Annotated in this window: 18 protein-coding genes; 14 read left to right on the plus strand and 4 right to left on the minus strand. The window is 58.9% G+C overall.

Annotated elements, in window-relative coordinates; all coding sequences use genetic code 11:
* The first annotated feature begins 109 nt into the window (after positions 1–109).
* A complete protein-coding gene (locus tag Q8X51_RS19105; RefSeq protein WP_259194868.1) occupies positions 110–1279 on the plus strand; it encodes a XylR family transcriptional regulator in 1170 nt (389 codons plus the stop codon).
* Here the strand turns inward: Q8X51_RS19105 and Q8X51_RS19110 are convergent.
* Positions 1276–1989, minus strand: coding sequence for an autoinducer binding domain-containing protein (locus tag Q8X51_RS19110; RefSeq protein ID WP_330215290.1), 714 nt, complete (start codon positions 1987–1989; stop codon positions 1276–1278). The two genes, Q8X51_RS19105 and Q8X51_RS19110, sit on opposite strands and share 4 nt — an antisense overlap.
* A 340-nt stretch (positions 1990–2329) precedes the next feature.
* On the opposite strand from Q8X51_RS19110, the gene Q8X51_RS19115 reads away from it, so the two are divergent.
* From Q8X51_RS19115 to Q8X51_RS19170, 12 genes are all read left to right on the plus strand, one after another.
* Complete coding sequence (locus Q8X51_RS19115) at positions 2330–2914, plus strand: acyl-homoserine-lactone synthase (RefSeq protein WP_259194870.1); 585 nt, start codon at positions 2330–2332, stop codon at positions 2912–2914.
* Between the two features lie 75 nt (positions 2915–2989).
* Positions 2990–3994: a GNAT family N-acetyltransferase gene (locus tag Q8X51_RS19120; RefSeq protein ID WP_330215291.1), complete on the plus strand. Its 1005-nt coding sequence runs from the start codon at positions 2990–2992 to the stop codon at positions 3992–3994.
* 7 nt (positions 3995–4001) lie between these two features.
* Positions 4002–5156 (plus strand): aminotransferase class I/II-fold pyridoxal phosphate-dependent enzyme, encoded by a 1155-nt coding sequence (locus Q8X51_RS19125; RefSeq protein WP_259194872.1) that lies wholly within the window; start codon positions 4002–4004, stop codon positions 5154–5156.
* Positions 5157–5228: 72 nt separating this feature from the next.
* Positions 5229–5966, plus strand: coding sequence for a hypothetical protein (locus Q8X51_RS19130; RefSeq protein WP_259194873.1), 738 nt, complete (start codon positions 5229–5231; stop codon positions 5964–5966).
* Positions 5963–6535, plus strand: coding sequence for a histidine phosphatase family protein (locus tag Q8X51_RS19135; RefSeq protein WP_259194874.1), 573 nt, complete (start codon positions 5963–5965; stop codon positions 6533–6535). Before Q8X51_RS19130 ends, Q8X51_RS19135 begins: the two co-directional genes overlap by 4 nt.
* Positions 6536–6551: 16 nt before the next feature.
* Complete coding sequence (locus Q8X51_RS19140) at positions 6552–7457, plus strand: NAD-dependent epimerase/dehydratase family protein (RefSeq protein ID WP_330215294.1); 906 nt, start codon at positions 6552–6554, stop codon at positions 7455–7457.
* The gene (locus Q8X51_RS19145; RefSeq protein WP_330215295.1) at positions 7438–8052 is read left to right on the plus strand and encodes a methyltransferase family protein; all 615 of its coding nucleotides are present in this window, start codon (positions 7438–7440) and stop codon (positions 8050–8052) included. The genes Q8X51_RS19140 and Q8X51_RS19145 overlap by 20 nt, the downstream gene beginning before the upstream one ends.
* A gap of 24 nt (positions 8053–8076) precedes the next feature.
* Positions 8077–8331 carry an acyl carrier protein gene (locus Q8X51_RS19150; protein ID WP_259194877.1) on the plus strand — a complete coding sequence of 85 codons (255 nt, stop codon included), beginning with the start codon at positions 8077–8079 and terminating at the stop codon, positions 8329–8331.
* A complete protein-coding gene (locus Q8X51_RS19155) occupies positions 8328–9539 on the plus strand; it encodes a beta-ketoacyl-[acyl-carrier-protein] synthase family protein (RefSeq protein ID WP_259194878.1) in 1212 nt (403 codons plus the stop codon). Before Q8X51_RS19150 ends, Q8X51_RS19155 begins: the two co-directional genes overlap by 4 nt.
* Positions 9536–10570, plus strand: a complete 1035-nt coding sequence (locus Q8X51_RS19160) for a hypothetical protein (RefSeq protein ID WP_407694695.1) — start codon at positions 9536–9538, stop codon at positions 10568–10570. The genes Q8X51_RS19155 and Q8X51_RS19160 overlap by 4 nt, the downstream gene beginning before the upstream one ends.
* On the plus strand, positions 10567–11271 hold the full coding sequence (locus tag Q8X51_RS19165) for a lysophospholipid acyltransferase family protein (RefSeq protein ID WP_330215298.1): 705 nt from the start codon (positions 10567–10569) through the stop codon (positions 11269–11271). The genes Q8X51_RS19160 and Q8X51_RS19165 overlap by 4 nt, the downstream gene beginning before the upstream one ends.
* A gap of 36 nt (positions 11272–11307) precedes the next feature.
* Positions 11308–12093, plus strand: a complete 786-nt coding sequence (locus Q8X51_RS19170; protein ID WP_330215299.1) for an enoyl-ACP reductase FabI — start codon at positions 11308–11310, stop codon at positions 12091–12093.
* Between the two features lie 230 nt (positions 12094–12323).
* Here Q8X51_RS19170 and Q8X51_RS19175 read toward each other — a convergent pair whose 3' ends face one another.
* Positions 12324–14732 (minus strand): glucose/quinate/shikimate family membrane-bound PQQ-dependent dehydrogenase, encoded by a 2409-nt coding sequence (locus Q8X51_RS19175; RefSeq protein ID WP_074846024.1) that lies wholly within the window; start codon positions 14730–14732, stop codon positions 12324–12326.
* A gap of 244 nt (positions 14733–14976) precedes the next feature.
* Here Q8X51_RS19175 and Q8X51_RS19180 point away from each other — a divergent pair, with 244 nt between their 5' ends.
* Positions 14977–16278 (plus strand): Nramp family divalent metal transporter, encoded by a 1302-nt coding sequence (locus Q8X51_RS19180; RefSeq protein ID WP_074846027.1) that lies wholly within the window; start codon positions 14977–14979, stop codon positions 16276–16278.
* A gap of 50 nt (positions 16279–16328) precedes the next feature.
* Here Q8X51_RS19180 and Q8X51_RS19185 read toward each other — a convergent pair whose 3' ends face one another.
* Together Q8X51_RS19185 and Q8X51_RS19190 are read right to left on the minus strand one after the other, a co-directional pair.
* Positions 16329–17372 carry an LLM class flavin-dependent oxidoreductase gene (locus tag Q8X51_RS19185; protein ID WP_064052580.1) on the minus strand — a complete coding sequence of 348 codons (1044 nt, stop codon included), beginning with the start codon at positions 17370–17372 and terminating at the stop codon, positions 16329–16331.
* Positions 17373–17428: 56 nt separating this feature from the next.
* Positions 17429–17914: a flavin reductase family protein gene (locus tag Q8X51_RS19190; protein ID WP_323147169.1), complete on the minus strand. Its 486-nt coding sequence runs from the start codon at positions 17912–17914 to the stop codon at positions 17429–17431.
* Between the last annotated feature and the right edge of the window lie 36 nt (positions 17915–17950).

Raw genomic sequence — 17950 nt, forward strand, 5'->3', positions numbered from 1 at the left:
TGGATACTAGCAACGGCTCCTGGCCCGCTGATTATGAAAATCACCAAGGTGTAGTGCGATTTTGAGTGGTGGGGGCTAGTCTGTTGCCACAGGCCCCAGGATAAAAACAATGAAAACCCTACCGCCCGTCCACCGCATCGCCCTGTTGTTCAACGGCAGCAAAATCTACGACCGCGGCATCATCGCCGGCATCGGCAATTACCTGAGCAGCACGCGCGCGTCCTGGGATTTGTTCCTCGAGGAGGATTTTCTCTGTCGCCTGCGCGGTATCGAGCGCTGGCAGGGCGACGGCATCATTGCCGACTTCGACGACCCGCTGATCGGCGAAGCGTTGGCCGACAGCAAGTTGCCGGTGGTGGCGGTGGGTGGCTCGTATGAAGACGCGCGCGCTTATCCCAAGGGCATTCCCTACGTGGCCACCGACAACCATGAGTTGATGAAGCTGGCGTACGAGCACCTGATCGAGGCCGGGCTGACCCGATTTGCCTGTTTCAGCCTGCCCGAGGCCCAGGCCAATCGCTGGGCCCAGGAGCGTGAAAAAGCCTTTCGCCGCCTGCTGCAACGCGATGGTCTGCACGTCGAGGTGTATCGCGGCCTGGGCACCAGCGCGCCGTTGTGGGACAGCGCGGTGGAACAGCAGATTGCCTGGCTGCACAGCCTGCCCAAGCCCATCGGCATCATCGCCGTCACCGACGCCCGCGCCCGACAACTGCTGCAAGCCTGCCTCACCGCCGGCATCGCCGTGCCGGAGCAAGTCGCATTGATCGGCATCGACAATGACCCCCTGACCCGCACCCTCACGCGCGTGCCGCTGAGTTCGGTGATCCAGGGCACGGAAACCATGGGGCGCACGGCCGCCGCCTTGCTGCACCAGATGCTGCACGGCAAACCGTGCGTGGGCACGCAGGTCCTGGTGCCGCCGGAGGCGATCAATGTGCAGGCCTCCAGCTTGCATCAACCCTTGGGTAATCCGTACGTGATGCAGGCGCTGCTGTTTATCCGCCAGTACGCCTGCCAGGGCATCAAGACCGCGCAGGTGGCGGCCTATGTCGGCGTGTCGCGCTCCTCCCTGGAAGCGCACTTTCGCAAGGTGCGCGGCTGCAGCGTGCATGACGAGATCCTGCGTTTCAAACTCGCCGCCGCCGCCAAGGGCCTGGAAAGCCACGAACTGGCGATTGCCGATATTGCCGCCAAGTGCGGCTTCAAGTCGGCGCAGTACCTGCATACGGTGTTTCGTCGCGAGTTTGGTTGTACGCCGCGGGAGTACCAGCAGGGCTAAAAGAGTAATCCCAGTAAGGAGGCTTTGACGGCAGCTTCTGCTTTGTTGCTGGCCTGGAGTTTGCGCATGGCGTTGACCAGATGAAACTTTACCGTTCGCGTATCGATGCTGAGGATCATGCTGATCTCGACATAGGTTTTGCCAAGGGCCGTCCATCTCAAGGTTTCTTTTTCCCGTGCGGTCAGGGGGCGGTGGATTTCTGGCAGGCATTTTTCGGAGAAGAAGCGCGTCATCGATTCGTGTGCCAACTGCGTCAGCCAGATCAACTTGTTTTCGATGTGCTCAAGCTCCGTGGTTGAAATGTATTCACCGGAGCGGGACACCGAGAGTAAACCAATCGCGTTAGGGCCGCGTTGCGAAGACAGGCACCAGCCATGGTTGAGCTGGTAATGACGCGCTTCCTCCCAGAAAGCCAGGTGTTGTTGCTGTTGTGCAGCGGACCAGTGCAGCGGGATGGAGCGGGTCAGGCCATGGGCGACGGTGGGGTCTTGGGAGAAGTAGTTTTCACTGACGTACTTCTCTTCCCACGAGGCGGGATAGTTTGAAATCAGCACATATTGCGAAGTGCTTGAGGGCAACGGAACTTTTAATCCGTAGGAGCAGAATTCGAAACCTAAGTTGGACGTTATCGTATGCAGCTTGTTGAATAGTTCATGTTCGGTCGCGCAGCCCGACACTGCCTCGATTAACGTTTCGCGCCATTCTTTCACCAATAATACCTTCCGTGGTCTGCGCCCCCTGAGTGTGTGAGGCGGGGGCAGATTATACAGACTCTGCAGCGGATAGAGGGCGCGCGGTTGAACGCTCGCGAGTGGCATACAAAAATCGGTAACCCCTTATTCGGCGTGGGGTGTAGGCGAGATGAAGGAGGTGGTCGAAGCACTCTTGTTGTTTATTTATTAGTACGTCAGTACTAGAAAGTCGGTTTTCGACCAGTAAGTTCTGGCCAGGCAATGGGGGTTCCGATTGACCTGCCCATTCGGGCAGCTACTCACTCAGTGAGGGGTTTGTTGTACTTGCTTAATCATATTGGCGGGCTGGATGGTTGGCATGCTTACGGCAATAACAGGGACGGTTGGCGAACTTTTGCCAGGCATGGTCGGGGCGTTGGCTAAATATCGGTATGAAGTATTCGTTAAGGCGTTGGGTTGGCCGTTACATTGCGAAGAGGGTATTGAACTGGATGCGTTTGACCGTCCGGATACCGTCTATGTAGTGGCCTGTGATCGTGATCGCGAAATATTCGGTTGTGCCCGACTTCTTCCCACGAATGGTCCGTATTTGTTGGGGGAAGTTTTTCCTCATTTGATGGGCGTCAGTTCTCTGCCTTTTTCAGCCGACATCTGGGAGCTTTCGCGGTTCGCCATCAGCCAGCCCAAGGGCCAGGTATTAACCGCTGCGCAAGCCTGGAAAAACACAGTGACGCTGGTTCGAGAGGTCATTGATGTTGCGCGCTCAAAGGGCGCTTTCCGATTGATTGCATTCAGTGCGGTAGGCAATGAGCGTCTGCTCAAACGCATGGGCGTCACTACCCGGCGAATTTCACCACCGCACCTTATCGATAACCAAAGCATCGTGCCCTTCTGGATCGAGATCGACGACCAAACCACCCGCGCCTTGTGCCTGGCCGCCTGAAAACCCTGCCATGCATGTGGGGCGAGAATATTGATGAGTAGAGTAATAGGTTTGGCGGCGTGCGACTGGTATGCCTTGCAGCGTCTGGACCAGCAAGTGTCGGTGGTAGGTCGCACACAGCAGCAAATCGAACAGCGGGTGATAGCCGCCTGCGAGCATTCAGCCACTGAGCATAACGTCCCGGTGGCCTGGCAAGATGAGCACGGTAACCTCGTCGCCTTCTGCATTGTGCATTTTGATCGGCGAGCAATGATCAACGGGCTGGATACTGCGTATTTTTCGACCCTGATCGCGCGACCCCAGGCAGATGCCTTGCAGGCGCTGATGCGCAGTTCAATCGACTATATAAACAGCTCGCGGTTGCTGCCCCGGCAGGTGACCGACCTGGTCGGCCCTATTCACAGTTCGTTCCTGGTCGAGCGCGGGCTGCGTACGTTCGAGTCTGATTTCAATGTGTTTTCATTGCCCGCCAATACGCTGGCGCTCGCGCATGCATTGACCGAAGCCGGTTTCCACAAAGAAAAAGACCTGATCGAGATTGTCTTCGAACCGCCTGCCCAGGGTTATCAGTACCAGGCCTTGGAAGAAAAACTGACGCAACGATTGGCGGGTATCAAGTTTGTTCATTGTGGCCAGGATGAACTGGTCGCCAAGAGTCAGCAATTGGCCGATTGCTATAACCGCGCCTGGGAACGCAATTGGGGCTATAGCCCGGCGTTGAAAGGGCAGTTTGAAGTGGCGGCTCGTAATATCAGGAATATTTCTGCGTTGATTGCCGAACGGGAGGGTGAAGTCATCGGCTTTACCATGTTTGCACCCGCCCTGAATGAACAAGGTTTATATGGCCGGGCGTTTTTCACTGGTGTTGCGCCGGAGTATCAACGCAAAGGCTTGTCGGTTGCGCTCACGCTGAAGCTATCCGCGATTGCATTAAGTGTGGTCGGACGCGGGCGCATCAGTGTGTCCTGGATGCTGGAAGACAACATCATGGTACTGCGCACCATGCGCCACCTCACTCAAGAGGGTGTTTGCCATGAGCGAGTTTATCGAATTTATAGATATGCCACGCCGGCTGAATGAGAGTGTTATGCGCATAGATGACGTCGCCTTCAAATCGAAAGAGTTGGGTTATTACACCTACTTCCCTAAAGTACGTTCGGCCTGTGGTCGGGACATGACCCTCGCAGATGGGCGCACATTGTTGAACTTTGCGTCGTGTGACTACTTGGGCTTGTCCAATAACGAACGTATGAAAGAGTCGGCCATCGCGGCCATTCGCGAGTACGGTTCGAATATCGGTGGGCCGATGATTTTCAGTGGTTTTACCGAGTACCACGAGCGCTTGCAAAGCCGCTACCGTGATTTGTTTGGTGGGCGCACCACGCTGATGTTTACCACGTCGTACCAGGCGAATTTCGGGGTGATCCCCCTGGCCGCTGAGCGCGCCGACCTGATTTTGCTCGACAAACTGTCCCATGTCTCGATCTGGGATGGCGTGAAATTATCCGGTTGCCCATTCAGGGCCTATAGCCACGCAGACGTGGAGATGCTCGGGCAATTGGTGCAGCTCAATCAGGATAAGAAAATCCTGATTATCAGCGACGGTGTGTTTTCTGCCGACGGCGATGTGGCTGATCTTGCTGCCATCGTGGCATTGAAGCAGGTGCATCCACAGCTCGAAATCTACATCGACGATGCCCACGGTGTGGGTATGTTGGGCGACTCCGGTCAGGGGGCTTGTGAATCGGCGGGGGTGGTCGCGCAGGTTGACTACATTGTCGGCACCATGAGCAAGGCGTTCGGCTCTTCCGGTGGGTTCGTAGTGTTTAAGGACGATGAGTTCGCCGAACGGGTACGGTTCCGTTGCCCGACCTACAACGCTTCGCGGTCGGTGTCACCGGGTGTCGCTTCTGCGTCGTGCACGGCGCTTGAAATCAACGCGACGCAGGGCGCGGAACGCCGACAGGCACTGGCCGAATTGACGCGCTATACCCACGAACAACTGAGTGCCCTGGGCGTTGACAAGCTCAGCTCCCGAACGGCGGTGATTCCCGTGGTGTTCAAGGACCCGATGGAGGCTGCACGGGTCAACGCCGAGCTGGTTAAGCAAGGCATCATGGGGTCGCTGTTTGTGCCGCCCTTTGTCCCTAATCATCAATCCCGGATCAGGCTGTGCCTGACGTACAACCATACGGTCGCCGATGTGGATTACTGCATCACAGCCCTGCGCAGCGTGATCTGAGACTGGCGTCTGTACCCAATGGTAGCGGGCGCATGTGCCTGCTATTTAATACGTCAACGAAGTGGTAATGAAATGGTTCAGGTGGCTTCGGCTCTGTTAGGCATCGTGCTTTTCTATTTTGTGCTGTGTAAAGGCTTGGGGCTGTTGGTGCTCAATCATGGCGTGCGGGTGAACTACACGAGGAAAGTCGGGCACTTCTCGATGTTCCTGCTGCCCAGCCTGTTTTTCGTCCTGTTCAATATTCAAAGTACCCATGAGCGCCTGCTGCTATCGATGGTTTCTACCGCCATCCTGTTCCTCGCGATGTGTGGATGGTCGCGTCGTCGGTCCCTCACCGCACAGCATATGTTTGCCAGTATTGATCGCCCGGAAGACTCGCCGCACACCCTTTCCTGGCTGGTGAGCCAAACCGTGGCGGGGCTGTTCGTGCTGTGGGTGACCCAGTATTGCTGGCTGGCGCTCGGGGTGCCGGTGGAGCTGATGTACATCACGATTCTGGCCACCACCTTCGGTGACGGGCTGGCAGAGCCTGTGGGCATCCGTTTTGGTAAGCACGAGTACGTTGCCAAGGGCTTTTTTATCGATAAGAAGTTCAAGCGAACCCTTGAAGGGTCGGCCACCGTGTTTGTGATGTCTATGGTGTTTTGCGTGGCGTTCGAGCAGTACTTTTCAGCGGGACAGTTTTTCCTGCTCTGTGCTGTGTTTCCACTTGCACTGACGCTGACGGAAGCCAAATCCCCGCACACCTGGGATACGCCGTTTCTGTTTCTGGTCGGTAACGCAATCGTGACGGGAGTCTATCTGCTGTGATTTACCTGATTCGACATGCCTCACCACAGGTTGACTATTCGCGCTGCGGTGCGGCGCTGGCCAAGGTTCGCCTGGATGAGTACAACCACACCGCACTGATCGAAGAAGACGAAATCAGCGGTTTCTTGAACCGCGCGCAGTTGTCGCAGCCGCTGCTGAGTGCCGAAGCCACCATCTTGTCGTCACCCGTCAACCGAGCCTATGCCACTGCGTGCCGTCTGTTCGGTGAAGAGCGAGTCCAACGGGACAACCGTCTGCACGAGTACGACTTGCGCTTGAGCGCCATTCCCTTGGTGACGATGGGCTTGAGGCAATGGTTCGCTCTGCACCGGGTGGCCTGGCTGCTGGGCATTTCGTTGGGCGCTGCCTCCCGCAAGGCTGAGTACCGTCGAGCGGCAGCGGTCGCGGATGAACTCCACGCCGCCAGCACCGGGGCCGGCAAGACCGTGGTGGTTGTCTCCCACGGCATGTTTCTGCGAACGGTGCGCAAGCGCCTGCAAAAGCAGGGTATGCAGGCGCAAACGGTTTATCGCTCAGGGTGTTTCACGGTCGAAACTTTAACCCCATGAAAGGGATTGCGTGTACGTGAAGAAGATACTGCTGTTAGGCGCCAGTGGATTTATCGGAAGAGGGGTCTATGAACGCCTGGACCCGGTACCGGGCATTGAGGTGATCCGCCACTCGCGTTCGCCCAGGGCGGGTTACAAGGCCTGCGAAATCGGTTCGCCGGCATTCGCTGAATTGGTCGACGAAAGCGACTGTATTGTCAATTGCACCGGCATCGGTCTCAGCCGCCTGGGAACGGCCGGCGAAACCAATAAAGGCCTCACAGAGCAGATACTCGCGGCGATCAAACCCAGTGCCGCGGGCAAGAAGCCGCTGTTTCATTTGAGCAGCGTCAAAGCCCATAACCCCGAGCAACGGGTGGATGCCTACGCTGATGACAAGTACGCAGCGGAGCAGGTTATTCACCTCAATTGCGCCAAAGTGCAGGGCGTCATATTGCGCGTGCCGACGGTACTGGGTCGGCATGACAAGAACCTGCTGCCGATGATTTCGATGTGCCGGTTGAAACTGCTGCCGAAGGTCACCGGTCAACTTCCGGCCCTGCATGTGATTGGGGTGCAGAGCATTGCCAACTGCATTATCCAGTGGTTGTCGCGCGTTCCCGACCAGGCACTGCAGACGTACTACCTGCTCAGTGACCATACGGTGACCTACAACGATCTGGTAGGCGAAGTGTATGCCCGCCTGCAACCGGTCGGGCATGGCACGACGTTACGTTCGGCCAGCGTGCGCACGATGGCCAGGGTCTACAAAGTGCTGACGTTCATGGACGGCTTCAGGCGCGCACGCAAGCTGTTTCCATGGGCGCGCTTCAATGACCTGTTTGTCTGCCCCTGGCAAATCGAAAGCGGTGTAGGCGTGATCGAGACCCCGCTCAGCGTGTCGGCTTTGATAGGAGACTACTTTGAAAACGCTCAGGGTTGATGTCGCGTTAAGCCTTCTGATGCCGTTGGCATGTGCGTCGGCAATCCTCGTGTATTACGCCGGTCTGACATTCCTGGGGCCGATCATCATGGCCAGTGTCCTGCTGCTGGCCGAATTGTATTTTCTCCACGAAACCGACAGCGACAGCAGCTTCGATAAGGGCATCAAGAGCGGCTTCATGGTGTCCTGTGGCATATCGATCGTCATGTTGTTGCAGTTGCTGATTCGCAGTGATGTGTTGTTGCAACTTATCGGCTCACTGCTGATCGCCGCAGGGATCGGTTTGCGCGCCCATGGAAAGATCGTCTTGGGGCGGCACTTTTCCCACTCTCTGCGTGTGCTGGTCGATCATGAGTTGGTCAAGGTCGGTGCCTTCAAATATATCCGGCATCCGGCGTATCTGGGCACCTTGCTGATCGTGACCGGTTTTGCCTTGTACACGAGTATTTACGCGGCGCTGATCATCTTTTTTCTTGCACTTGCGTTGATTCTCAAGCGCGTGAACCAGGAGGAAAAGATGATGGTGGGTTATTTCGGCGCGGCGTACCGGCAGTACCAGTTCGATAGCTTCAAAGTTATCCCGTTTGTTATCTGAGTCGTTTTATTAAAAGGAGCATTTATGAACACTGTGCATGAAGCAAAGATCAAGCAGATCGTCGCCAAAGTATTGGGGGTCAATGCCTCGGAGATTCTCAACCACGAAAACTTTGTCGAGGCTTACGGTGCCGATTCGATGTCAGGTATAGAAATTCTGGCGGGTATCGAAGGGGCTTTCCAGGTGCGCGTTGATGAAGCGTATCTGCCACAGATCATCAGTGTGGATTCCATTCTCGGGTTTATCCACGAGACCCTGCCCGCGGCCGAGTGTGCATGATGAACGCCGACCAGGGCAGGAGGGTGGTGGTCACGGGGCTGGGGCCGGTCAGTCCGATCGGCATCGGCAAAGCCGCGTTTTTCGAGGCGTTGAAAGCCGGCGCTAATGGCACGGCGCCGCTTTGCAAAATCGACACCGATCGCTTCGAGCGCAAATACGGGTGTGAAGTGAAGTCGCCGGTCGAGCCCTTGATCCCGAATTTCGGCGCCTTTGCGCGTTCCGGGGTTGCCAGCCATTTTGCCCTTGCTGCCACTGAACTGGCTCTGGCAGACGCGGGTATCGAGCGGGCCGCGATTCGCGGCCAGCGGGTCAATTGTTATTTCGGTACCACCTACGGCGAGTCGGATCGGATCGACAGCATGGTGACGGCCATGGCTGACCCCCAGTCGGACTCGCAAGCGTCAGTCGATTCGGCGTTTGCCTCTGAAATAAGCCGTGATGTGCTCAGGTCAATCGGTTCGACCGGTGAATCGCTCACCATCGGCAATGCCTGCTCGGCCAGCAACACAGCGCTGATCTTCGGCTATGAGGCGATCAAGGCCGGGGACTGTGAGATTGCCATCTGCGGTGGCAGCGACGCGGTCTACAAAGCGACCTTCGCCACCTTCCATCGCTTGGGCAGCATGACGGACAAAGACTGCACGCCGTTCAATACCGGACGTAAAGGCGTGCTGACCGCCGAAGGTGGCAGTGCCCTGGTGCTTGAGGATTACGAGCGGGCGCTGCGTCGGGGCGCGCCTATCTATGGTGAGGTGCTGGGTTTTGCGATGAACTGCGATGCTGACCACATGGTGAGGCTCAATCACCAGCGTGTCGGCGAATGCCTGCAGGCGGCGCTGGACAGGGCCGCAGTGGCGCCGAGCGCGGTGGGGTATATCTGCGCCCATGGCACCGGCACCGTGGCCAATGACAGCAACGAATACCAAGCTATTGAAGCGGTCTTCGGGGCCTCGCCGCCGCCGGTGAGTTCGATCAAATCCATGATGGGGCACAGCATGGGCGCGGCGGCCGGTTTTGGCGCGATCGCCTGCATGCTGGCGTTAGGCGAAGGGCTGCCGCCGACAATCAATGTCACTGAGCAGGACCCGCACATCCCCCTTGATGTGGTTGCACAGGGGTTCCGGGCCGGCAAGGTCGATGTGGCGGTCAACAACGCTTTCGCTTTTGGCGGGAATAATTCAATTCTGGTATTCGGTAATCTGAAATGACGGGCGACGCTATCGTTGGATTGATCCTGCGTGATTGGGTCATGTTGCAAATGCCCGGTGAGTTCGAGCACGGCGGCGTGGAATTGAACCGGGGCACCTTGCCGGCGTGGGACTTGGCCGCTGGCGAGCTGGTGGCGAGCCGTGAGCTGAAAAATTTTGATCGCCAAGCCCTGTTGCTGCTGGCGGCGATGGCGTTGATCAGCGATGACAACCACGGTGACGCCTTGACGTGCTCGGCCCTTATCGGTGCAACGTCAAATGGGTCTATCGACAGCGTCATTCAGTTGATCAAGGAATCCAACGACAACCGCTTTGCCTTTCAGGTCAATCCCGCGCAGATCCCCAATACCGTGATCAATTCGTCGTTGGGCCAATTGGCGATCAAATACGGCATCAAGGGCGCGAACGTCTCGCTGTGTGCAAAGGAGCTGAGTTTTTACAACGCCTTGGTTCAAACCTTGAGGATTGCCCGGCGCGGTGATTCGGAACGTCTCTACACCACGGCGCTTGAGACGTTCAGTGGTGAGTTTGGTAAGCGCTACGTACGTGCTATCGAACGGCCCGATGAAGAACGGCCGGACACGGCGGCGGTGTTCAGCTTTCAGGCCAGTACCGACACGCAGGCGCCGGGGCTGGTCGTACGGGCCTGTGTCACGGGGCGACTGCTCGCCGCCGACGCGGCCAGCCTGGGCGAGCTTATACGCGAGTTTCTGCTGGGGCAGGGCATTGAGTCGGGTGAGTGGCGCGTGAGCCTGGCCGCGCCGGATGCCTGGCCGGCGGCCTGCGTGCAGTTGAGCACGGCCCTGGGTATGCCGGTCGAGAGGCTCGATCGGGCCAAGGCCTTGAGTTTGTCCCTGGTCGGCGCCTATCAATTGGCGTACTTGGCCAAACACATCCCGGTGCAGGGCGGCGGTGTGATGGTCTGTGTGGATGAAGAAGGTTTTTATGGCGTTGCACTGGTTCAGCGTAACGATGTTCAAGGGGCCGCTTCAGGTGGGCCCGGAAATTCGAGTCAGGCGGGTAACTTATGATTGCGTTAGCCAGAGGGCTGCTGGTGTTGGTGTTGATCGTGTTGAGCTTTCCATTCCTGTGTCTCTACATGTTGATCAACCCCTCGAAGAATAGAAACCTGTACGTGGCCTGCCGAGCCTACTCGGTAATTAATAAAATTTTCTCGGTGCGCGTCGAGGTGCGGGGCTTTGACAGCATTCCCACGACCCGTCCGTATATCTACGTGGCCAATCACCAATGCAACTATGACGTGTTGATCGTGGCGCAGGCGCTCAATCCGGGTACCGTGATCGTCGGTAAGAAATCGCTCAAATGGCTGCCGCTGGTCGGGCAGTTGTATTGGCTGACCGGCAGCCTGTTCATTGATAGAAACAGCCCACGGGCGTCTATCCAGAGTTTGCGCAAGATTGCCAAGCGAGTGGTAGCAGACAACACGTCACTGTGGATCTTTCCCGAAGGCACACGAAGCCATGGCGGCGAGATGCTGCCCTTCAAGACCGGGGCCTTCCGGATCGCCAAGGACATGGGGGTGGGGATTGTTCCTGTCACGATCAGTCCTGCGGTCAACCATATCGCCTACAACGCCTTTCGCAGTACTGACGTGAGCATCATCGCCCACCCGCCCATCGAGGCTGATGAGGTGGCGGCGATGAGTGCAAAACAGCTGGCCAATCACGCCCGCGAGATTATCAACAACGCGATTCCTGTGGTTCAGCCATAGCAAACCGTGGTCGTATCGAACAGCAAGGAGCACACAATGGGTTTTCTCACGGGCAAGCGCGTGCTGATCGTCGGCGTCGCCAGCCGCTTGTCGATTGCTTCAGGCATCGCGCAAGCCATGCATCGCGAGGGCGCAGAGTTGGCGTTCACGTATCAGAATGAAAAGTTCAAGGGCCGCGTTGAAGCACTGGCGGCTGAATGGGGTACCGGAGCGGCCTTGTGCGTACCCTGCGATGTGGCGAGCGATGATGAAATTGCGCAGGTGTTCGAACATCTGGGGCAGCACTGGGACGCCCTGGATTGCATCGTGCATTGCGTGGGTTCCGCACCGCTTGAGCAACTCGACGGCGATTTCACCGAAGTCACCACACGCGAGGGGTTTCGCAGTGCTCACGATATCAGCGCCTACAGCCTGGTGGCGTTGGCCAAAGCCGGGCGTGCAATGATGCGCGGCCGCCAGGGTAGTGTACTGACGCTGTCTTATCTGGGGGCTGGGCGCACGATGCCAAACTACAACGTCATGGGCATGGCCAAGGCCAGCCTGGAGGCTGGCGTGCGCTACCTGGCCAGCAGCCTTGGTCCCGAAGGCACCCGCGTGAACGCCATCTCGGCAGGCCCGATCCGTACCCTGGCCGCGTCGGGCATCAAGAACTTTGGTGCCATGCTGACGACCAGCGAAGCCCATGCGCCGCTGCGGCGCAACGTCACCATCGACGAAGTCGGCAACGCGGGCGCCTTCCTGTGCTCCAACCTGGCGTCCGGTATCAGCGGTGAAATCCTCCATGTGGATGCGGGTTTCAACACGACCGCCATGGGTGTCTGAAACACGTCAGAACGTCGCCTTGACCTGCAACCCCAGCACCAGCGCATTGTCGATGTTCTCCCCCGAAAACGCCCCCGGCTCGATGCTCAAAGAACATTCCCACGCTCCTGCAGCCCGTGACGCTCCGCGTCACCTGTGCGTAGTAGCCGAAACTTGCAGCGCTCACCAGTGGGAGGGCGCTTGCCCCCGATGCCGGAGCGCGGTGCAGGGGCACCGCGCGGACAGAGAGGTTATGGCAGGGCGTAGGCGATCACATAGTCGCCACGGTCGGTGGACTGGCGCGCACCGCCGGCGGTGACGACGATGTACTGCTTGCCGGTTTTCGGCGACACGTAGGTCATCGGGCCGCCCTGGCTGCCGACGGGCAGGCGGGCCTTCCAGATTTCATCGCCGTTGCCGCTGTTGAAGGCGCGCAGGTAGAAGTCCTGGGTGCCGGCGATAAAGATCAGGCCGCCCTGGGTCGACAGCGTGCCGCCGAGGGTCGGCAGACCGATCCTGATCGGTAGGTGCATGCGGATGCCCAGGGGGCCGGTGTCTTCAACGGTCCCCACCGGCACTTGCCACGCGACTTTCTGGGTCTTCATATCGATGGCGGTGAGGGTGCCGAACGGCGGCGCCTGGCACGGGATGCCGGCCACCGACAGGAAGCGGTTTTTGTTCACCGCATACGGCGTGCCCTTGAGCGGGACCGCGCCCATGCCGGTGTTCAGCGCTTCGCCACCGGACGAAGACTGGGCCTTGTTCTGCGACGGCAGCATCTGGATCCACAGGCCCAGGCGCATGTCGTTGACGAAGATAAAGCCATGCACCGGGTCGGTGGAAATACTGCCCCAGTTCATGCCGCCCAGGGAACCCGGGAAGCTCAGGGATTTATCGGTGCCCGGCGCGGTGTACAGGCCGTCGTAGCGCATGCCCTTGAAGTCGATGCGGCACAGCAACTGGTCGTACGGGGTGGCGCCCCACATGTCCGACTCGCTCAGGGTCTGCGCGCCGATCTGCGGCATGCCCACAGACTTGGGCTGGGTCGGCGAGTAGGGTTCGTTGGGGATGTTCGCGGCTTTGACCGGGACTTCCTTGACCTCGGTCAGCGGCTGTCCGGTGGCGCGGTCGAGTACATAGATCTGCCCGGCCTTGGTGCCGATTACCACTGCGGGTACCGCCTTGTCACTGCCCGGTGGGGTGAAGTCGATCAGGCTCGGTTGCATCGGCAGGTCGAAGTCCCACAGGTCATTGTGGACGGTCTGGTACACCCACTTTTCAGCACCGGTAGAGGCATCCAGCGCCAATACCGAAGCGCCGTATTTGTGGTTGAGCTGAGTGCGTTCCACACCGTAGATGTCGGTGGACGAGCTGCCCATCGGCAGGAAGACCGTGTTCATCAACGGGTCGTAGGACATCGGCGCCCAGCTGTTCGGTGTACTGCGCACGTAGGTCTTGTCGCCGGTCGGGGCCTGTTTGTCTTCCGGGTTGCCCGGGTCGAAGGCCCAGCGCATTTGCCCGCTGATCACATCGAAGCCACGGATCACACCGCCGGGCATGTCGGTTTGGACGTTATCCGCGACGCGACCACCGACCACCACGGTGGTGCCGGCGATCAACGGTGCGGACGACAGCTGGTAGTAGCTGTCCGGCACATTGCCCAGGCCGGCTTTCAGGTCCACCTGGCCATGGGTGCCGAAGTCTTCGCAGAATTTGCCGGTGTCGGCATCCACGGCGATCAGCCGTGCATCGATGGTGTTGGTCAGCAAGCGACGCTGGCACTGCGCACCGGCGGGAACGCTGGCGGCGATGATCGGCGAGCTGTTGGGCTGGGTCGGCTGGGCAATCGGCGCGGTGGCGTCGAAATACGCCATGCCCCGGCAACGCTGCCACACCGCCGACTTGGCGTTGACTTCGTTCTTCCACAGCTCTTTGCCGGTGTCGGCGTCGAGGGCGATCAGGTTGTTGTGGGGCGTGCAGATAAACACTTTGTTGCCGATCTGCAGGGGCGTCAGCTGGTCTTCGGCACCGTTGCCGTCGCTGAGGGCCACGTCACCGGTGTGATAGGTCCAGGCCACCTTGAGCTTGTCGACAGTGTCGCGGTTGATCTGGTCCAGCGCGGCGAAGCGGCTGCCCCCTTCGGTGTTGCCGTAGTGGGCCCAGTCTTTCTGCGCGTCGGCCGCGGCCACGGGCGTGATGCCTGGGCCCGCACCGGTCGGGGCGACGCTGGGGTGGGCGACAAACATATTGCCCGCCGCCACCGCCACGCCCACCGCCAACACGGCGGCAACGCCATAGGCACCGCGCGCGGGCCGGCCGGCCAGCAGCGGATACACCAGCGCCACCACCAGGCCGATGGCCGCAAACATGAACAGCCGCGAGAACAGCGGCCAGAACACCAGGCCCACATCCGCCACCGCCCAGATGGCCGTGCCGATCAGGAACGCGGCGAACAACCATGCACCGGCGGTGTTGCGCCGGGCAATCAACAGGCCGGAAACCGCCATGGCCACGCCGCCGATCAGGAAGTACCAGGAACCGCCGAGGCTCACCAGTTTGGCGCCGCCAACGGCCAGCGCGAGGCCGAGCAGGGCGATGATTACGCCCAGGCCCAGGAGTAGGAATCTAGAGACGCCAGTGGCGCGCGATGCTCGTTTCATGTCGAAAGGACTCGAGTGAGAGAGGGCAAAGACGCGATTTTAGCAATATAAGTAACCAGATAGTACATTTTGCCGTGTGCACAGCGATCCAATCCTCTTTCTGTCCGGTCAATCAGCACTCAAGGGGGGGGCGCCCGCCAGGAAACATTTATTAATACATACCCGCCCTGATTGGTTATACGACGTCGTATCAATTGTGTTCGACTATCTCCGCTCTCACAAAAACAACAACGGAGACTCCCCTATGACCGATTTCCCTTCGATAGAAGGCAAGTCTGCCGCACCCGTAAGCGGCCATGTTGTACGACTACTCAAGTTATTAGGCCCAGGCGTGATCGCCGTCCTGTCTTGGCTGGGGGCAGGCGATTTGATTACTTCCTCCGTTGCCGGCGCCAATTACGGCTACGCCATGATGTGGGTGCTGGCGGTTTCTCTGCTGCTCAGGTACCTGATCGTCAACATTATTGCGCGCTTTCAACTGTGCAATAACCAAGGCATGACGATCCTTCAGGGTTATGCCCAGTTGAACCCGTTCTTCGCCTGGTTCCTGCTGGTGTACGCGCTGCTGATGGGGCATTTGATGAATGCCTACATGATCAAGGGGGCGGGTGAAGCCCTGGCCATGCTGTTCAAGACCGACTATGCGCTGCTGTGTTCGGTGGCGGTGGTGCTGGCGGTGTGGCTGCTGGTGGGGCGCAATATCTATTCGATGATCGAAGGCGTGATGAAAGGCCTGTTGGCAATCATGACCCTGGCGTTCATTGCCTTGGCGGTGATGTCCGGGCCGGATATGGCGGGCATTGTCAAAGGGACTATTGGTTTCAGCATTCCGCCGGATGAGGGCGTACACGGGGCGTTGCTGGTGGCTGTCTCGGTGATCGGCGCGGTGGCGGGCTCGATTGCCAACTTCGTGCACCCTTATGTCATGCGCCAGAAAGGCTGGGTCGGCCCACAGCACAAGCGCATCCAGCGTAACGACCTGCTATTCGCCGTGTTCGTCGGCATTGTGATCAATCTGGCGATCTGGATTGTGGGCGCCGAGATCCTGCGGCCCAACGGTATTGAAGTGAAGACCTTGGGCGACCTGGGCAAGGCGCTCGAAATCTTCTTCGGGCCGATCGGCTGGTACATTTTCTTTATCGGTGTATTCGCTACGCTGTTTGCCAGCATCTCCGGCAAAACCACGGCGTTTCCGATGCTGATCACCGATGCCTTCCAGCACGTACGGCCTGGACGCCGGGAGCGTTACGGCAAAGAGTTCCACCATGACCCGATGCACAAGTGGTTCATGTTGTTCATCCTGGTGACCCCGCTGATCTGGTCGCTGCCGGGCATGCCGGACTTTGTCACGCTGACCATCGGCGTCAGCGCGTTGAACATCATTGGCCTGCCGGTAATTTCCCTCGGCTTGCTGATTATGTCCAACCAGAAGTCGCTGCTGAGCAAGGAATACCGCAATAACCTGTTCGAGAACATTGCGCTGCTCTTCGCCACGGGGCTGGCGCTGTGGGTCGCGTTCCAATTGGGTGTCGAACTGTTCAGTTGATGACCGGGCGGGCAGGCGTCGCACCTGTTTGGCGCGACGCCTGCAAGCGATCAACGAAACGCCGGCACCACCTGCTCGATAAACAGTGCCAACGACTTCTTCTTCTCGGCATGGGGCAGGCTGTTGTCGCACCAGAAGCTGAACTCATCCACGCCCAGTTCCTGGTAGTAGCGGATGCGCGGGATGATTTCTTCGGCGGTGCCGATCATCGCGGTCTTGTGCAGGCTGTCCAGCTCGAACTCCGGGCGGGCGGCGAATTTTTCTTCCGGGCTCGGTGCCAGGAAGCCATTCACCGGCACCTCTTTATTGCCGAACCAGGCATCGAAGGTGCGATAGAACTTCGAGATCGCCTTGGCCCCGACTTTCCAGCCGTCCGGATCATCGGCGGCATGCACGTGGGTGTGGCGCAGCACCATCAGTTGCGGGCGCGGTACGCCGGGATTGTTGTCGAGGGCGGCCTGGAATTTGTTTTTCAGGTCGAGGACTTCTTCGTCGCCCTTCATCAGCGGCGTGACCATCACGTTGCAGCCGTTGGCGACTGCGAAGTTGTGCGAGTCCGGGTCGCGGGCGGCGATCCACATCGGCGGGTTGGGCTGCTGGATCGGCTTGGGCACGCTGGTGGAGGTGGGGAATTTCCAGATGTCGCCGTCGTGGGCGTAGTCGCCTTTCCACAACGCACGCACCACCGGCACCATCTCACGCAGCGCCTGGCCGCCGCTGGAAGCGGGCATGCCGCCGGCCATGCGGTCGAATTCGACCTGGTAAGCACCACGGGCCAGGCCGACTTCCATGCGTCCGTTGCTGATCACGTCGAGCAAGGCGCATTCGCCCGCCACCCGCAGCGGGTGCCAGAACGGCGCGATGATGGTCCCGGCGCCCAGGTGAATGGTGGTGGTCTTGGCCGCGAGGTAAGCCAGCAGCGGCATCGGGCTCGGCGAGATGGTGTATTCCATGGCGTGGTGTTCGCCAATCCATACGGTGCTGAAACCGCCGGCCTCGGCCATCAGGGTCAGTTCGGTCAAGTCTTCGAACAACTGGCGGTGGCTGACACTTTCGTCCCAACGCTCCATGTGTACGAACAGGGAAAACTTCATGACGCTTACCTCTAATCTGTTGTTATTTTCCGCAAATACCGGGTTTGCAGGGAGGGTCAGGCAGGCAGGGGCAGGGTACCCATTTTGCCGTGGCAATACACCAGTGGACCATTGGCCTGCTCTGGCACGATCAGGTTCTTTACCGAGCCGACCATAATCGCGTGGTCGCCGCCTTCATATTCGCGCCACAGCTCACACTCGATCACTGCAGTGGCATTCGCCAGGATCGGGTTGCCCAGTGCGCTGAGCGTCCATTCGATGCCTTGGGCCTTGTCTTTGCCCTTGCGCGCGAAGGCGTAGGCTTCATTTTGCTGTCCGCCCGACAAGACGTGGATGGCAAAGTGCCTGTTCTTGATCAGAATGGGATAGGAGTCGGAGCTGTAATTGGGGCAGAACAGCACCAGGGCCGGGTCCATGGACAGCGAGCTGAACGCGCTGGCGGTGAGGCCGACGATCTGCCCGTCGTCATCGAGCGTGGTAATCACGGTGACCCCGGAAGGAAACGAACCCATCACTTGTTTGTAGATGGTGGCATCGATCATGTGACGGTCCTCTGGCGGTGAAACGGTTTTTATCGG

This window comes from Pseudomonas sp. Yb2C2 (assembly GCF_052112325.1).
GTDB classification, from domain to species: Bacteria; Pseudomonadota; Gammaproteobacteria; order Pseudomonadales; family Pseudomonadaceae; genus Aquipseudomonas; species Aquipseudomonas marginalis.

Excerpts from the sequence above, each read along its gene's own strand:
- Q8X51_RS19105 (WP_259194868.1), top strand. The coding sequence starts at position 110 with ATGAAAACCCTACCGCCCGTCCACCGCATCGCCCTGTTGTTCAACGGC.
- Q8X51_RS19115 (WP_259194870.1), top strand. The coding sequence starts at position 2,330 with ATGCTTACGGCAATAACAGGGACGGTTGGCGAACTTTTGCCAGGCATG.
- Q8X51_RS19125 (WP_259194872.1), top strand. The coding sequence starts at position 4,002 with ATGCGCATAGATGACGTCGCCTTCAAATCGAAAGAGTTGGGTTATTAC.
- Q8X51_RS19130 (WP_259194873.1), top strand. The coding sequence starts at position 5,229 with ATGGTTCAGGTGGCTTCGGCTCTGTTAGGCATCGTGCTTTTCTATTTT.
- Q8X51_RS19150 (WP_259194877.1), top strand. The coding sequence starts at position 8,077 with ATGAACACTGTGCATGAAGCAAAGATCAAGCAGATCGTCGCCAAAGTA.
- Q8X51_RS19155 (WP_259194878.1), top strand. The coding sequence starts at position 8,328 with ATGATGAACGCCGACCAGGGCAGGAGGGTGGTGGTCACGGGGCTGGGG.
- Q8X51_RS19160 (WP_407694695.1), top strand. The coding sequence starts at position 9,536 with ATGACGGGCGACGCTATCGTTGGATTGATCCTGCGTGATTGGGTCATG.
- Q8X51_RS19165 (WP_330215298.1), top strand. The coding sequence starts at position 10,567 with ATGATTGCGTTAGCCAGAGGGCTGCTGGTGTTGGTGTTGATCGTGTTG.
- Q8X51_RS19170 (WP_330215299.1), top strand. The coding sequence starts at position 11,308 with ATGGGTTTTCTCACGGGCAAGCGCGTGCTGATCGTCGGCGTCGCCAGC.
- Q8X51_RS19175 (WP_074846024.1), bottom strand. The coding sequence starts at position 14,732 with ATGAAACGAGCATCGCGCGCCACTGGCGTCTCTAGATTCCTACTCCTG.
- Q8X51_RS19180 (WP_074846027.1), top strand. The coding sequence starts at position 14,977 with ATGACCGATTTCCCTTCGATAGAAGGCAAGTCTGCCGCACCCGTAAGC.
- Q8X51_RS19185 (WP_064052580.1), bottom strand. The coding sequence starts at position 17,372 with ATGAAGTTTTCCCTGTTCGTACACATGGAGCGTTGGGACGAAAGTGTC.
- Q8X51_RS19190 (WP_323147169.1), bottom strand. The coding sequence starts at position 17,914 with ATGATCGATGCCACCATCTACAAACAAGTGATGGGTTCGTTTCCTTCC.